Origin of the sequence: Streptococcus sp. LPB0220 (assembly GCF_008727815.1) — a bacterium.
Classification (GTDB): Bacteria; Bacillota; Bacilli; order Lactobacillales; family Streptococcaceae; genus Streptococcus.
The window spans coordinates 152,523-167,500 of sequence record NZ_CP044230.1; the positions used below are offsets into that span (position 1 = coordinate 152,523).

Annotated in this window: 22 protein-coding genes, 1 tRNA gene and 2 rRNA genes (1 of these 25 only partly in view); all 25 read left to right on the forward strand. The window is 41.7% G+C overall.

The genetic code is table 11. The features are described 5' to 3' along the window. The gene (rplP, locus tag LPB220_RS00870; protein ID WP_000960947.1) at nucleotides 1–414 is read left to right on the forward strand and encodes a 50S ribosomal protein L16; all 414 of its coding nucleotides are present in this window, start codon (nucleotides 1–3) and stop codon (nucleotides 412–414) included. A 9-nt stretch (nucleotides 415–423) separates the two neighbouring features. After that, on the forward strand, nucleotides 424–630 hold the full coding sequence (rpmC, locus tag LPB220_RS00875; RefSeq protein WP_150905107.1) for a 50S ribosomal protein L29: 207 nt from the start codon (nucleotides 424–426) through the stop codon (nucleotides 628–630). 23 nt (nucleotides 631–653) lie between these two features. After that, nucleotides 654–914, forward strand: a complete 261-nt coding sequence (gene rpsQ, locus LPB220_RS00880) for a 30S ribosomal protein S17 (protein ID WP_003009600.1) — start codon at nucleotides 654–656, stop codon at nucleotides 912–914. A gap of 25 nt (nucleotides 915–939) precedes the next feature. Then, complete coding sequence (gene rplN / locus LPB220_RS00885) at nucleotides 940–1,308, forward strand: 50S ribosomal protein L14 (RefSeq protein ID WP_003002384.1); 369 nt, start codon at nucleotides 940–942, stop codon at nucleotides 1,306–1,308. 73 nt (nucleotides 1,309–1,381) lie between these two features. After that, a complete protein-coding gene (rplX, locus tag LPB220_RS00890; protein WP_003002315.1) occupies nucleotides 1,382–1,687 on the forward strand; it encodes a 50S ribosomal protein L24 in 306 nt (101 codons plus the stop codon). Between the two features lie 23 nt (nucleotides 1,688–1,710). Continuing rightward, the gene (gene rplE / locus LPB220_RS00895) at nucleotides 1,711–2,253 is read left to right on the forward strand and encodes a 50S ribosomal protein L5 (RefSeq protein WP_003009606.1); all 543 of its coding nucleotides are present in this window, start codon (nucleotides 1,711–1,713) and stop codon (nucleotides 2,251–2,253) included. Nucleotides 2,254–2,270: 17 nt separating this feature from the next. Further along, nucleotides 2,271–2,456 carry a type Z 30S ribosomal protein S14 gene (locus LPB220_RS00900; protein WP_001085699.1) on the forward strand — a complete coding sequence of 62 codons (186 nt, stop codon included), beginning with the start codon at nucleotides 2,271–2,273 and terminating at the stop codon, nucleotides 2,454–2,456. Nucleotides 2,457–2,667: 211 nt separating this feature from the next. Beyond that, nucleotides 2,668–3,066 (forward strand): 30S ribosomal protein S8, encoded by a 399-nt coding sequence (gene rpsH, locus LPB220_RS00905; RefSeq protein ID WP_003010897.1) that lies wholly within the window; start codon nucleotides 2,668–2,670, stop codon nucleotides 3,064–3,066. Between the two features lie 190 nt (nucleotides 3,067–3,256). After that, nucleotides 3,257–3,793 carry a 50S ribosomal protein L6 gene (gene rplF, locus LPB220_RS00910; protein WP_003010839.1) on the forward strand — a complete coding sequence of 179 codons (537 nt, stop codon included), beginning with the start codon at nucleotides 3,257–3,259 and terminating at the stop codon, nucleotides 3,791–3,793. A gap of 83 nt (nucleotides 3,794–3,876) precedes the next feature. Beyond that, nucleotides 3,877–4,233, forward strand: a complete 357-nt coding sequence (gene rplR / locus LPB220_RS00915) for a 50S ribosomal protein L18 (RefSeq protein WP_003010871.1) — start codon at nucleotides 3,877–3,879, stop codon at nucleotides 4,231–4,233. Between the two features lie 17 nt (nucleotides 4,234–4,250). Continuing rightward, nucleotides 4,251–4,745: a 30S ribosomal protein S5 gene (gene rpsE / locus LPB220_RS00920; RefSeq protein ID WP_003009617.1), complete on the forward strand. Its 495-nt coding sequence runs from the start codon at nucleotides 4,251–4,253 to the stop codon at nucleotides 4,743–4,745. A gap of 14 nt (nucleotides 4,746–4,759) precedes the next feature. Beyond that, the gene (gene rpmD / locus LPB220_RS00925; RefSeq protein ID WP_002894509.1) at nucleotides 4,760–4,942 is read left to right on the forward strand and encodes a 50S ribosomal protein L30; all 183 of its coding nucleotides are present in this window, start codon (nucleotides 4,760–4,762) and stop codon (nucleotides 4,940–4,942) included. Between the two features lie 146 nt (nucleotides 4,943–5,088). Then, complete coding sequence (gene rplO / locus LPB220_RS00930; RefSeq protein ID WP_003002405.1) at nucleotides 5,089–5,529, forward strand: 50S ribosomal protein L15; 441 nt, start codon at nucleotides 5,089–5,091, stop codon at nucleotides 5,527–5,529. Nucleotides 5,530–5,541: 12 nt separating this feature from the next. After that, on the forward strand, nucleotides 5,542–6,852 hold the full coding sequence (gene secY, locus LPB220_RS00935; protein ID WP_023920186.1) for a preprotein translocase subunit SecY: 1,311 nt from the start codon (nucleotides 5,542–5,544) through the stop codon (nucleotides 6,850–6,852). Nucleotides 6,853–6,948: 96 nt separating this feature from the next. Then, the gene (locus tag LPB220_RS00940) at nucleotides 6,949–7,587 is read left to right on the forward strand and encodes an adenylate kinase (protein ID WP_003009627.1); all 639 of its coding nucleotides are present in this window, start codon (nucleotides 6,949–6,951) and stop codon (nucleotides 7,585–7,587) included. 116 nt (nucleotides 7,588–7,703) lie between these two features. Then, nucleotides 7,704–7,922 carry a translation initiation factor IF-1 gene (gene infA, locus LPB220_RS00945; protein WP_001029883.1) on the forward strand — a complete coding sequence of 73 codons (219 nt, stop codon included), beginning with the start codon at nucleotides 7,704–7,706 and terminating at the stop codon, nucleotides 7,920–7,922. Nucleotides 7,923–7,945: 23 nt separating this feature from the next. After that, nucleotides 7,946–8,062 carry a 50S ribosomal protein L36 gene (gene rpmJ, locus LPB220_RS00950; RefSeq protein WP_001808836.1) on the forward strand — a complete coding sequence of 39 codons (117 nt, stop codon included), beginning with the start codon at nucleotides 7,946–7,948 and terminating at the stop codon, nucleotides 8,060–8,062. A gap of 17 nt (nucleotides 8,063–8,079) precedes the next feature. Next, a complete protein-coding gene (rpsM, locus tag LPB220_RS00955; protein ID WP_003009631.1) occupies nucleotides 8,080–8,445 on the forward strand; it encodes a 30S ribosomal protein S13 in 366 nt (121 codons plus the stop codon). 23 nt (nucleotides 8,446–8,468) lie between these two features. Next, nucleotides 8,469–8,852, forward strand: coding sequence for a 30S ribosomal protein S11 (gene rpsK, locus LPB220_RS00960; RefSeq protein ID WP_003002390.1), 384 nt, complete (start codon nucleotides 8,469–8,471; stop codon nucleotides 8,850–8,852). Nucleotides 8,853–8,897: 45 nt separating this feature from the next. Continuing rightward, nucleotides 8,898–9,836 (forward strand): DNA-directed RNA polymerase subunit alpha, encoded by a 939-nt coding sequence (locus LPB220_RS00965; protein WP_003009635.1) that lies wholly within the window; start codon nucleotides 8,898–8,900, stop codon nucleotides 9,834–9,836. An 11-nt stretch (nucleotides 9,837–9,847) separates the two neighbouring features. Further along, the gene (rplQ, locus tag LPB220_RS00970; protein WP_003002399.1) at nucleotides 9,848–10,234 is read left to right on the forward strand and encodes a 50S ribosomal protein L17; all 387 of its coding nucleotides are present in this window, start codon (nucleotides 9,848–9,850) and stop codon (nucleotides 10,232–10,234) included. A gap of 254 nt (nucleotides 10,235–10,488) precedes the next feature. Then, nucleotides 10,489–11,760, forward strand: coding sequence for a gamma-glutamylcysteine synthetase (locus tag LPB220_RS00975; protein ID WP_150905109.1), 1,272 nt, complete (start codon nucleotides 10,489–10,491; stop codon nucleotides 11,758–11,760). 256 nt (nucleotides 11,761–12,016) lie between these two features. Further along, nucleotides 12,017–13,562, forward strand: a 16S ribosomal RNA gene (locus tag LPB220_RS00980). Nucleotides 13,563–13,615: 53 nt separating this feature from the next. Continuing rightward, nucleotides 13,616–13,688 (forward strand) — tRNA-Ala (locus LPB220_RS00985). A gap of 124 nt (nucleotides 13,689–13,812) precedes the next feature. Further along, nucleotides 13,813–14,978: ribosomal RNA gene (locus LPB220_RS00990) — 23S ribosomal RNA — on the forward strand (it continues 1,734 nt past the right edge of the window). The 16S and 23S rRNA genes sit together here with 1 tRNA gene alongside, the layout of an rRNA operon.

The following is a 14,978-nucleotide window of genomic DNA, read 5'->3' on the forward strand; positions in this document are numbered from 1 at the left end:
ATGTTAGTACCTAAACGTGTAAAACACCGTCGCGAATTCCGTGGTAAAATGCGCGGTGAAGCAAAAGGTGGAAAAGAAGTAGCATTCGGTGAATACGGTCTTCAAGCTACAACCAGCCACTGGATCACAAACCGTCAAATCGAAGCTGCTCGTATCGCCATGACTCGTTACATGAAACGTGGTGGTAAAGTTTGGATTAAGATTTTCCCACACAAATCATACACCGCTAAAGCTATCGGGGTACGTATGGGATCTGGTAAAGGGGCTCCTGAAGGTTGGGTAGCACCAGTTAAACGTGGTAAAGTGATGTTCGAAATCGCTGGTGTATCTGAAGAGATCGCACGCGAAGCGCTTCGTCTTGCTAGCCACAAATTGCCAGTTAAAACTAAATTTGTGAAACGTGAAGCAGAATAAGGAGAGGTCATGAAACTTACAGAAGTAAAAGAATTTGTTAAAGAACTTCGTGGTCTTTCTCAAGAAGAACTCGCGAAGCGTGAAAATGAATTGAAGAAAGAATTGTTTGAACTTCGTTTCCAAGCAGCCGCTGGTCAATTGGAACAAACTGGACGTTTGAAAGAAGTGAAAAAACAAATCGCTAGCATCAAAACTGTTCAATCAGAAGCTAAATAATAGACTAGGGAAGGAGAATTTCAATGGAACGCAATAATCGTAAAGTTCTTGTTGGACGCGTTGTGTCTGACAAAATGGACAAAACAATCACAGTTGTAGTTGAAACTAAACGTAACCACCCAGTCTATGGTAAACGTATCAACTATTCTAAAAAATACAAAGCTCATGATGAAAACAATGTTGCTAAAGAAGGCGATATCGTTCGTATCATGGAAACTCGTCCGCTTTCAGCTACAAAACGCTTCCGTCTTGTAGAAGTCGTTGAAAAAGCGGTCATCATCTAATCATACCTGAAAGGAGAAAACGTAAATGATTCAAACAGAAACTCGTTTGAAAGTCGCTGACAACAGTGGCGCACGCGAAATCTTGACAATCAAAGTTCTTGGTGGTTCAAAACGTAAATTCGCGAGCATCGGTGATGTAATCGTTGCATCTGTAAAACAAGCTACTCCTGGTGGTGCGGTTAAGAAAGGTGACGTTGTAAAAGCTGTTATCGTTCGTACTAAATCAGGTGCTCGTCGTAAAGATGGTTCGTACATCAAGTTCGACGAAAATGCAGCAGTGATCATCCGTGACGACAAAACTCCTCGCGGAACTCGTATCTTTGGCCCAGTTGCACGTGAATTGCGTGACGGTGGATTCATGAAGATCGTATCACTTGCTCCAGAAGTACTTTAATCAATCAAAAACAAACACAGTCCCCTGGCTCAGCCAGGGTGCCCATCGGGCGTAAGAATAAAAGGAGAATAAAATGTTTGTAAAAAAAGGCGACAAAGTTCGCGTTATCGCTGGTAAAGACAAAGGCGTAGAAGCTGTTGTTCTTACTGCTCTTCCAAAAGTAAATAAAGTTGTTGTAGAAGGTGTAAACATCATCAAGAAACACCAACGTCCAAATAACGAAAACCCTCAAGGTGCAATCGTTGAAAAAGAAGCTCCAATCCATGCTTCTAACGTTCAAGTTTTGGACAAAAACGGTGTTGCTGGACGTGTTGGCTACAAATTTGTAGACGGCAAAAAAGTTCGCTACAACAAAAAATCAGGCGAAGTGCTTGACTAATCACGAAGGAAAGGAGAAGTATAATGGCTAATCGTTTAAAAGAAAAATACCTTAATGAAGTAGTACCATCATTGACTGAACAGTTCAACTATTCATCAGTTATGGCTGTGCCAAAAGTTGATAAAATCGTTTTGAACATGGGTGTTGGTGATGCAGTATCAAATGCTAAAAACCTTGAAAAAGCTGCTGAAGAGCTTGCTTTGATCTCAGGTCAAAAACCATTGATCACTAAGGCTAAAAAATCAATCGCCGGCTTCCGTCTTCGTGAAGGTGTTGCGATCGGTGCAAAAGTTACCCTTCGTGGTGAACGTATGTACGAATTCTTAGATAAATTGGTAACAGTTTCACTTCCACGTGTACGTGACTTCCATGGTGTTCCAACAAAATCATTTGATGGACGCGGAAACTACACACTTGGTGTGAAAGAACAATTGATCTTCCCAGAAATCAACTTTGATGATGTTGATAAAACTCGTGGTTTGGATATCGTAATCGTAACTACAGCGAACACAGACGAAGAATCACGTGCATTGCTTACTGGCCTCGGTATGCCGTTTGCAAAATAATATAGGAGGTAAAACTAATGGCTAAAAAATCAATGATTGCTAAGAACAAACGCCCAGCGAAGTTCTCTACTCAAGCATACACTCGCTGTGAACGTTGTGGACGTCCACACTCAGTTTACCGCAAGTTTAAACTTTGCCGTGTTTGCTTCCGTGAATTGGCATACAAAGGTCAAATCCCAGGTGTCACAAAAGCATCTTGGTAATTCTATGATACAAAGAGCGTAACAACCCCAGCAAAAATAGGAGATTTGGTGCAGGAGCGATGCTCCAAGACAAATCTATCTTTTTTGCCCAGGTTGTAGCTCGTGTTCAAATGAGATTATCTTGTTTGAATGTATCAAAACTTTCTGAGCCTAGCTCAATCATTAACTAGCAAGTGCAACTTGCAAACTACTAGTAAGAGGAGAAATTATAATGGTTATGACTGACCCAATCGCAGACTTCCTTACACGTATTCGTAACGCTAACCAAGCAAAACACGAAGTACTTGAAGTACCTGCATCAAACATCAAAAAAGGGATTGCTGAAATCCTTAAACGCGAAGGTTTTGTAAAAAACGTTGAATTCATCGAAGATGACAAACAAGGCATCATCCGTGTATTCTTGAAATACGGACAAAACGGTGAAAAAGTTATCACAAACTTGAAACGTGTATCTAAACCAGGTTTGCGTGTTTACAAAAAACGTGAAGATCTTCCAAAAGTTCTTAACGGACTTGGAATTGCTATCCTTTCAACTTCTGAAGGTTTGCTTACTGATAAAGAGGCACGCCAAAAGAACGTTGGTGGAGAAGTTATCGCTTACGTTTGGTAATATTTAGCTCCCAATTTCGTTGTGACTCTTCGTTATTGTCTCTTGCCTAACCCAAAGTTATGTCTGCGAGACGATGCCTTGATTCACTTAGAAATTGAGACCTAAACATTAACTTTTAAATCAAAAAAGATTTAAACCCCGTGAAAACTGGCCCGCAAAGGCCTGACAATTTAACAGGAGAATAGAAAACATGTCACGTATTGGTAATAAAGTTATCGTGTTGCCTGCTGGTGTTGAAATCACTAACAATGACAACGTTGTAACTGTAAAAGGACCTAAAGGAGAACTTACTCGTACGTTCTCAAAAGATATTGAAATCCGTGTGGAAGGTACTGAAGTAACTCTTCACCGTCCAAACGATTCAAAAGAAATGAAAACAATCCACGGAACAACTCGTGCCCTTTTGAACAACATGGTTACTGGTGTATCAGAAGGATTCAAGAAAGAACTTGAAATGCGCGGGGTTGGATACCGTGCACAACTTCAAGGATCAAAACTTGTTTTGGCTGTTGGTAAATCACACCCAGATGAAGTTGAAGCTCCAGAAGGAATTACTTTTGAACTTCCAAACCCAACAACAATCGTTGTTAGCGGAATTTCAAAAGAAGTAGTTGGTCAAACAGCTGCTTATGTACGTAGCCTTCGTTCACCTGAACCATACAAAGGTAAAGGGATCCGTTATGTTGGTGAATACGTTCGCCGCAAAGAAGGTAAAACAGGTAAATAATGTAGTTTGGTTGTTTTTCAACCAACCTTCATCTTACCAACTCAGTGCTTAGCACATGATTTTAAAATTAAGAGGTGAAAATTGTGATTTCGAAACCAGATAAAAACAAAATCCGTCAAAAACGCCACCGTCGCGTTCGCGGAAAACTCTCTGGAACTGCTGATCGCCCACGTTTGAACGTATTCCGTTCTAATACAGGCATCTACGCTCAAGTGATTGATGACGTAGCGGGTGTAACGCTCGCAAGCGCTTCAACTCTTGACAAAGAAGTTTCAAAAGGAACTAAAACTGAACAAGCCGTTGTTGTCGGCAAACTTGTTGCTGAACGTGCAGTTGCTAAAGGTATTTCTGAAGTGGTGTTCGACCGCGGTGGATATCTATATCACGGACGTGTTAAAGCTTTGGCTGATGCAGCTCGTGAAAACGGATTGAAATTCTAATAGGAGGACACTAGAAAATGGCATTTAAAGATAATGCAGTTGAACTTGAAGAACGCGTAGTTGCCATCAACCGTGTAACAAAAGTTGTTAAAGGTGGACGTCGTCTTCGTTTTGCAGCTCTTGTAGTTGTTGGTGACCGTAATGGCCGTGTTGGATTTGGTACTGGTAAAGCTCAAGAAGTTCCAGAAGCAATCCGTAAGGCTGTTGAAGATGCTAAGAAAAACTTGATCGAAGTTCCTATGGTTGGAACAACAATTCCACACGAAGTAACATCAGTATTTGGTGGAGCTCGTGTATTGTTGAAACCAGCTATCGAAGGGGCTGGGGTTGCTGCAGGTGGAGCAGTTCGTGCCGTTGTCGAATTGGCAGGTATTGCAGATGTTACATCTAAATCACTTGGATCAAACACTCCAATCAACATCGTTCGTGCAACTGTTAACGGTTTGGCACAATTGAAACGCGCTGATGAAGTTGCTGCCCTTCGTGGTATTTCAGTTTCTGACTTGGCTTAAGAAAGGAGATTCAAATGGCTCAAATTAAAATTACTTTGACTAAGTCTCCAATCGGACGCATCCCGTCACAACGTAAAACTGTTGTAGCACTTGGACTTGGCAAATTGAACAGCTCTGTTATTAAAGAAGATAACCCAGCAGTACGTGGTATGATCACTGCTGTATCTCACTTGGTAACAGTTGAAGAAGTAAAATAATCTATTTAAAAATAGAAACAAAGTTTTCAGGGGTATGAGAGGTTCTCATCCCCTAAAACTAAATATAAGTATAGGCGAGTTTGTAGTTAGGACACCTTTTCCTGATTACATGCGTTAGCAATTTACAAAAGAGGAGAAAATTAATAATGAAACTTCATGAATTACAACCTGCTACAGGTTCACGTAAAGTCCGCAACCGTGTTGGTCGTGGTACTTCATCTGGTAATGGTAAAACTTCTGGCCGTGGTCAAAAAGGTCAAAAAGCTCGTAGCGGTGGCGGTGTACGTCTTGGTTTTGAAGGTGGACAAACTCCATTGTTCCGTCGTCTTCCAAAACGTGGATTTACAAACATCAACGCTAAAGAATATGCTATTGTGAACCTTGATCAATTGAACGCCTTTGAAGATGGTGCTGAAGTAACTCCAGTAGTACTTGTAGAATCAGGAATTGTAAAAGCTGAAAAATCAGGTATCAAAATTCTTGGTAACGGAGAATTGACTAAGAAGTTGACTGTTAAAGCAGCTAAATTCTCTAAATCAGCTGAAGAAGCTATCACTGCTAAAGGTGGTTCAGTTGAAGTCATCTAAGTGAGGTGACCTATGTTTTTTAAATTATTAAAAGATGCATTTAAGGTGAAACAAGTACGGTCGAAGATTTTATTTACGATCTTCATCATTCTTGTTTTCCGCATTGGGACCACGATTACAGTGCCTGGTGTAAATGCGAAAATTCTGAACAACCTTCAAGATGTGTCCTTCTTGAACATGCTCAGTTTGGTTTCTGGGAATGCCATGAGGAACTTCTCAGTTTTCGCATTAGGGGTTAGCCCATACATCACAGCTTCGATCGTCGTGCAACTTTTGCAAATGGATCTGTTACCTAAGTTTGTTGAATGGGGCAAACAAGGGGAAGTTGGTCGAAGAAAGCTTAACCAAGCAACACGCTATATTTCTTTGGTTCTAGCCTTTGTTCAATCCATCGGGATTACAGCAACCTTCCACACCTTGTCTCAGGCGAAATTAGTCGCAACTCCAAATACCAAGACCTATCTATTAATCGGTGCGATTCTAACGACCGGTTCCATGATTGTGACTTGGCTTGGAGAACAAATCACAGATAAAGGCTACGGTAATGGTGTATCAATGATTATCTTTGCAGGGATTGTGTCATCGATTCCTGAGATGATTAAAGAAATCTATGAAAATGCATTTGTGAACGTTCGTTCTGGTCAAATGACCAATTCCCTCATTTTTGTTGGGGTACTAATCCTTGCTGTCTTGGTTATTGTTTACTTTACAACCTTTGTAGAGCAAGCACAATACAAGATTCCAATCCAATATACAAAGATTGCACAAGGAGCTCCATCAAGTTCTTACCTTCCTTTGAAAGTAAACCCAGCAGGAGTTATTCCTGTCATCTTCGCTAGTTCGATTACAGCAGCGCCTGCTGCAATTTTCCAAGTGATTAGCGCTATGGGTTACAATGCAGGATGGGTGAAAACAGCTCAAGCCATGTTGGCTACAAACACACCAACTGGTGTGGCAATGTATGCCTTATTGATCATTCTCTTCACCTTCTTCTACACGTTTGTTCAGATCAATCCTGAAAAAACGGCAGAAAACCTTCAAAAGAGTGGTGCCTATATCCCAGGCGTTCGCCCTGGTAAGGGGACAGAAGAGTTTATGTCTCGTTTGCTACGTCGTTTAGCAAGCGTCGGATCAGTATTCCTTGGCTTTATTACCATCATTCCAATCCTAGCTCGAGATTTATTTGGTTTGACAGATGCAGTTGCTCTTGGAGGAACTAGTTTGTTAATCATTATTTCAACAGGTATTGAGGGAATGAAACAATTAGAAGGCTACTTATTAAAACGTAAGTATGTCGGATTTATGGACACAACAACAGAATAGAATAAGGTTGACTTTGTCAGCCTTCTATTTTGTTTTTAAATGGAAATAGGAATTCGCTCCTGCTTCCATTTAAAAACAAAATAAGGAGAATTCATCATGAATCTTTTAATTATGGGGTTGCCTGGAGCAGGTAAAGGAACTCAAGCAGCTAAAATCGTTGAAGAGTTTCACGTAGCGCACATCTCCACTGGAGATATGTTCCGCGCAGCAATGGCTAACCAAACTGAAATGGGTGTATTGGCAAAATCATTCATCGACAAAGGTGAATTGGTGCCCGATGATGTGACAAATGGGATTGTAAAAGAACGTTTGGCTCAAGACGACATTAAGGAAAAAGGATTCCTTTTGGACGGTTTTCCTCGCACGATTGAACAAGCTCATGCCTTGGATCAAATCTTGGTAGACCTTGGTTTGGAGCTTGAAGGAGTGATCAACATTGAAGTGGATCCATCATGTCTCCTCGAGCGCTTGAGTGGTCGCATCATCCATCGTGAAACAGGTGAAACCTTCCATAAAGTATTCAACCCACCAGCTGACTACAAGGAAGAAGACTATTACCAACGTGAAGATGACAAACCAGAAACAGTGAAACGCCGTCTGGATGTAAATATTGCTCAAGGTGAGCCAATTCTTGCTCATTACCGTGCAAAAGGATTGGTCCATGATATTGAAGGAAATCAAGACATCAACGACGTCTTCAAAGATATCCAAAAGGTCTTGGAGAATTTAAAATAAAAACGTTTTAGTCACTTGCAATATTTGACGACAAGTGATACAATTAGTTAGTCTGACTTATAATTGTTACCTCTGTGCTCAGAGGAATGAATCGAAATTTATGGAGGTACTTTTGCGTGGCAAAAGACGATGTGATTGAAGTAGAAGGTAAAGTAGTTGATACTATGCCGAATGCTATGTTTACGGTTGAACTTGAAAATGGACATCAGATTTTAGCAACAGTTTCTGGTAAAATTCGTAAAAACTATATTCGTATTTTAGCGGGAGATCGTGTTACAGTGGAGATGAGTCCGTACGATTTGACACGTGGACGTATCACATACCGCTTTAAATAATCGAAAAACTTGGAGGGATAAAAATGAAAGTAAGACCATCGGTCAAACCAATTTGCGAATACTGTAAAGTAATTCGTCGTAATGGTCGTGTTATGGTAATTTGCCCAGCAAATCCAAAACACAAACAACGTCAAGGATAAGATAGAAAGGAGAAAACATGGCTCGTATTGCTGGAGTTGACATTCCAAATGACAAACGTGTAGTAATTTCATTGACTTATGTGTACGGTATCGGACTTCCAACATCTAAGAAAATCCTTGCTGCTGCAGGCGTTTCTGAAGATATTCGTGTTCGCGATCTTACACCGGATCAAGAAGATGCTATCCGTCGTGAAGTTGACGCAATCAAAGTTGAAGGTGACCTTCGTCGTGAAGTAAACTTGAACATCAAACGCTTGATGGAAATCGGTTCATACCGTGGTATCCGTCACCGTCGTGGACTTCCAGTTCGTGGACAAAACACTAAAAACAATGCTCGCACTCGTAAAGGTAAAGCTGTTGCGATTGCAGGTAAGAAAAAATAAAATAAAATAAGGAGGTAAAAATCTTGGCTAAACCAACACGTAAACGTCGTGTGAAAAAGAATATCGAATCTGGTATTGCTCATATTCACGCTACATTTAACAACACAATTGTTATGATTACTGATGTGCATGGTAACGCAATCGCTTGGTCATCTGCAGGTGCACTTGGATTTAAAGGTTCTCGTAAATCTACACCATTTGCTGCTCAAATGGCATCAGAAGCTGCTGCAAAAGCTGCTCAAGAACACGGACTTAAATCTGTTGAAGTAACTGTTAAAGGTCCTGGTTCAGGTCGTGAGTCTGCTATTCGTGCACTTGCTGCTGCTGGTCTTGAAGTAACTGCAATCCGCGATGTAACTCCTGTACCACACAATGGTGCTCGTCCTCCAAAACGTCGCCGTGTATAATCATCAACAATTACACAGCTTTTCGTTTAAGAGGGAGTATAGCAAATGATTGAGTTTGAAAAACCAAATATAACAAAAATTGATGAAAACAAAGATTATGGCGTGTTTGTCGTAGAACCACTTGAACGTGGCTATGGTACAACACTTGGAAACTCACTTCGTCGTGTACTTCTGGCTTCACTTCCAGGTGCAGCTGTCACTTCAATCAACATTGAAGGTGTACTCCACGAATTTGATACCGTTCCAGGAGTCCGTGAAGACGTTATGCAAATTATTCTTAACGTTAAAGGAATCGCCGTTAAATCTTACGTCCAAGACGAAAAGATTATTGAACTTGATGTAGAAGGACCTGCAGAAGTAACTGCTGGAGATATTCTGACTGATAGTGACATCGAAATTGTAAACCCTGATCATTATCTATTTACAATCGGAGAAGGAGCATCTTTGAAAGCAACGCTTACTGTAAACAGTGGACGTGGCTATGTTCCAGCTGATCAAAACAAAAAAGATGATGCACCAGTGGGAACACTTGCTGTAGATTCAATCTATACGCCAGTGACTAAAGTCAATTACCAAGTTGAACCAGCACGCGTTGGTAGCAACGATGGCTTTGACAAGCTAACCCTTGAAATTTTGACAAATGGGACAATCATTCCAGAAGATGCCTTAGGTTTGTCTGCTCGTATTTTGACAGAACACCTAAATCTATTCACAAACTTAACTGAAATTGCTATTGCAACAGATGTTATGAAGGAAGTGGATACAACTTCTGATGATCGCATTTTAGAACGTACGATCGAAGAATTAGATCTTTCAGTTCGTTCATATAACTGTTTGAAACGTGCTGGCATTAATACTGTTTATGATTTGACTGAAAAATCAGAAGCAGAAATGATGAAAGTTCGTAATTTGGGACGTAAGAGTCTTGAAGAAGTTAAAATCAAACTTGCCGACTTAGGCCTTGGGTTAAAAAACGATAAATAGAGGAGGAATACATGGCTTACCGTAAACTAGGACGCACTAGCTCTCAACGTAAAGCGATGCTTCGCGATTTGACTACAGATCTTATCATCAATGAAGCAATTGTAACAACTGAAGCACGTGCGAAAGAAATCCGTAAATCAGTTGAAAAAATGATTACTTTGGGTAAACGTGGTGATTTGCATGCACGTCGTCAAGCTGCTGCATTCGTACGTAACGAAGTTGCATCACAAAACTTTGATGAAGAAACAGGTAAATACTCAGAAACAACTGCACTTCAAAAATTGTTCTCTGAATTAGCACCTCGTTATGCTGAGCGCAATGGTGGATATACTCGTATCCTTAAAACTGAACCACGTCGTGGTGATGCTGCGCCAATGGCTATCATCGAATTGGTATAATATCATCAATTTTGTTGAGTGTTATGATGATGGAATACACTGTTATTCTTAGTCTAGCTCTGGTCTACCGCTGGGGATTTTCCCCAGCGGGAACACTCATCATATTGAATGAATGGTAGACGCTTGTTTACGAAATTGCTTTAATTTAAAACAATTTCGTAAGCAGGCGTTTTGTCTTGCTTTTCATGAGTAGTCGAGAATAACAAAAAATGATATAATGAAACCCATATCTCCAATAGAAGAAAAAGGATTCAATGACAAAACAACAAGCAATTAAATTACTAAAAGAGAAGTACCTTAGTAATATGAAAGAGGATTCGGAACTCTTTGTCGGAGTTGAATTAGAGTTCCCGATTGTAGAAACAAATGGAAATAAAACAAATATAGAGGTGACGAAAAATCTTTTTCGAACCTTAGCCAACTTATCAGATTTTGAAGTTGAAAAAATAGATGACGATCAAAATCCTATTCAATTGATTCACTGCTCTTCTAAAGATCGTATTCTATTCGAGTTGAGTTACAATACAATTGAATTTGCATTTGAGAGAGCTCGTTCTATAAATGAGGTGGCCAAACGTTTTGAGGCCTATTTGAAGATTATTCAACCGATTTTGCAAGAAAATAATCACGAAATCCAAGGGCACGGAATCCATCCTCTGTGGCAAGAAAATGATAATAGCCCAGTGAAAATCGAACGATACAAGATGTTAATGGCTTTCCTTGCAATGAATGGTACAGGGATGAAAACACACTCTTATCCTTCGTACGGAGCATTTATATGCGGAAACCAGGTTCAATTGGATGTAAGGCGCGATAACTATCTTCGCATCATTAATGCCTTTAATAAAATTGAAGCAGCAAAAGCATATTTGTTTTCTAACTCAGAATTTTCAGCAGAGGCTTGGGATACAAAAATTGCCAGAGATATTTTCTGGGAAGAATCCTTACATGGTTATTATAAGGAAAATGTAGGGATTTATCCTAAGGACTACCAAAGCGAAGAAGAGTTTTTTAATAATCTCGCTAGAACGGCTATTTTTACGGCAACTAGAGAGGAGAAATCTTATTATTTTAAACCAATTCGAGTGGAGGACTATCTAGATCAAAAAGAAATTACAGCCTATACGGCTGATGGAAATGCGAAGATCATTAACCCTGTAAAAGAAGATCTAAAACAACATCGAAGTTACCAATTTCAAGATTTAACTGCTCGTGGGACTGTGGAATTTAGAAGCGTTTGTACACAAGCATTAGAAACCACCTTTGCCCCGATAGCCTTTGAGCTGGGCTTGTTTGTAGAATTAGAAAAACTGGAAAACTTTTTAGAAGATTCTTCATTTTTTAAAAATGAAGAACAGGACTATCGAAAACTTAGAAAGAAATATTCAAAGAAAATTCTAAGTAAAGAAGAAAAAGAAGCGATCCAATCCTTTTCAAAAGATCTTCTAGACATAGCTGAAGCAGGTTTAATGAAAAGAGGTTACGGAGAAGAAAAATTTCTCATCATTAACAAAGAACTAGAATAATAGAAAAGCCTGTAATACAGGCTTTTCTTTATTACTTTTAAAAAAACTTTCAAAAAAATAAATTTTTTTAAGAAAAAGTATTGACAGTAAGGTAAGGTCATGATATACTAATATAGTTGTCGCGCGAGAGCGACAAAGACCTTTGAAAACTGAACAAGACGAACCAATGTGCAGGGCGCTATAACTAAGGTTATAGTACTGAACAATGAAAAAACAATAAATCTGTCAGTGACAGAAATGAGTGAGAACTCAAACTTTTAATGAGAGTTTGATCCTGGCTCAGGATGAACGCTGGCGGCGTGCCTAATACATGCAAGTAGAACGCTGAAGGAGGAGCTTGCTCTTCTGGATGAGTTGCGAACGGGTGAGTAACGCGTAGGTAACCTGCCTCTTAGCGGGGGATAACTATTGGAAACGATAGCTAATACCGCATAAAAGTCGATATCGCATGATAATGATTTGAAAGGTGCAATTGCATCACTAAGAGATGGACCTGCGTTGTATTAGCTAGTTGGTGAGGTAACGGCTCACCAAGGCGACGATACATAGCCGACCTGAGAGGGTGATCGGCCACACTGGGACTGAGACACGGCCCAGACTCCTACGGGAGGCAGCAGTAGGGAATCTTCGGCAATGGGGGCAACCCTGACCGAGCAACGCCGCGTGAGTGAAGAAGGTTTTCGGATCGTAAAGCTCTGTTGTAAGAGAAGAACGAGTGTGAGAGTGGAAAGTTCACACTGTGACGGTAACTTACCAGAAAGGGACGGCTAACTACGTGCCAGCAGCCGCGGTAATACGTAGGTCCCGAGCGTTATCCGGATTTATTGGGCGTAAAGCGAGCGCAGGCGGTTAGATAAGTCTGAAGTTAAAGGCTGTGGCTTAACCATAGTACGCTTTGGAAACTGTTTAACTTGAGTGCAGAAGGGGAGAGTGGAATTCCATGTGTAGCGGTGAAATGCGTAGATATATGGAGGAACACCGGTGGCGAAAGCGGCTCTCTGGTCTGTAACTGACGCTGAGGCTCGAAAGCGTGGGGAGCAAACAGGATTAGATACCCTGGTAGTCCACGCCGTAAACGATGAGTGCTAGGTGTTGGGTCCTTTCCAGGACTCAGTGCCGCAGCTAACGCATTAAGCACTCCGCCTGGGGAGTACGACCGCAAGGTTGAAACTCAAAGGAATTGACGGGGGCCCGCACAAGCGGTGGAGCATGTGGTTTAATTCGAAGCAACGCGAAGAACCTTACCAGGTCTTGACATCCCTCTGACCGCTCTAGAGATAGAGTTTTCCTTCGGGACAGAGGTGACAGGTGGTGCATGGTTGTCGTCAGCTCGTGTCGTGAGATGTTGGGTTAAGTCCCGCAACGAGCGCAACCCCTATTGTTAGTTGCCATCATTTAGTTGGGCACTCTAGCGAGACTGCCGGTAATAAACCGGAGGAAGGTGGGGATGACGTCAAATCATCATGCCCCTTATGACCTGGGCTACACACGTGCTACAATGGCTGGTACAACGAGTCGCGAGTCGGTGACGACAAGCTAATCTCTTAAAGCCAGTCTCAGTTCGGATTGTAGGCTGCAACTCGCCTACATGAAGTCGGAATCGCTAGTAATCGCGGATCAGCACGCCGCGGTGAATACGTTCCCGGGCCTTGTACACACCGCCCGTCACACCACGAGAGTTTGTAACACCCGAAGTCGGTGAGGTAACCATTTGGAGCCAGCCGCCTAAGGTGGGATAGATGATTGGGGTGAAGTCGTAACAAGGTAGCCGTATCGGAAGGTGCGGCTGGATCACCTCCTTTCTAAGGAAAAGGAAACCTGTACGTTGGTCTTGTTTAGTTTTGAGAGGTCTTGTGGGGCCTTAGCTCAGCTGGGAGAGCGCCTGCTTTGCACGCAGGAGGTCAGCGGTTCGATCCCGCTAGGCTCCATTAACACTTTAAGGAGTGTTAAGATTGAACATTGAAAATTGAATATCTATATCAAATAGTAACAAGAAAATAAACCGAAACGCTGTAAATATTTAAAGAGTTTAGGTCGCAAGACCAAAAATAAGGTTAAGTTAATAAGGGCGCACGGTGGATGCCTTGGCACTAGAAGCCGAAGAAGGACGTGACAAACGACGAAATGCTTTGGGGAGCTGTAAGTAAGCGACGATCCAGAGATGTCCGAATGGGGGAACCCACTAGCTGATGGCTAGTACTCCTATCTGTTAAGGATAGGTAGAGGAAGACGCAGTGAACTGAAACATCTAAGTAGCTGCAGGAAGAGAAAGCAAAAGCGATTGCCTGAGTAGCGGCGAGCGAAACGGCAGGAGGGCAAACCGAGGAGTTTACTCCTCGGGGTTGTAGGACTGCAATGTGGACTTAAAGATTATAGAAGAATGACATGGGAAGGTCAGCCAAAGAGAGTAAGAGCCTCGTATTCGAAATAGTCTTTATACCTAGCAGTATCCTGAGTACGGTGGGACACGAGAAATCCCGTCGGAATCTGGGAGGACCATCTCCCAACCCTAAATACTCTCTAGTGACCGATAGTGAACCAGTACCGTGAGGGAAAGGTGAAAAGCACCCCGGGAGGGGAGTGAAATAGAACCTGAAACCGTGTGCCTACAACAAGTTCGAGCCCGTTAATGGGTGAGAGCGTGCCTTTTGTAGAATGAACCGGCGAGTTACGATATGATGCGAGGTTAAGTTGAAGAGACGGAGCCGTAGGGAAACCGAGTCTGAATAGGGCGGATTAGTATTATGTCGTAGACCCGAAACCATGTGACCTACCCATGAGCAGGTTGAAGGTGAGGTAAAACTCACTGGAGGACCGAACCAGGGCACGTTGAAAAGTGCTTGGATGACTTGTGGGTAGCGGAGAAATTCCAAACGAACTTGGAGATAGCTGGTTCTCTCCGAAATAGCTTTAGGGCTAGCGTCGACATTAAGATTCTTGGAGGTAGAGCACTGTTTGGGTGAGGGGTCCATCCCGGATTACCAATCTCAGATAAACTCCGAATGCCAATGAATTATGGTCGGCAGTCAGACTGCGAGTGCTAAGATCCGTAGTCGAAAGGGAAACAGCCCAGACCACCAGCTAAGGTCCCAAAATAATTGTTAAGTGGAAAAGGATGTGGGGTTGCACAGACAACTAGGATGTTAGCTTAGAAGCAGCTATTCATTCAAAGAGTGCGTAATAGCTCACTAGTCGAGTGACCCTGCGCCGAAAATGTA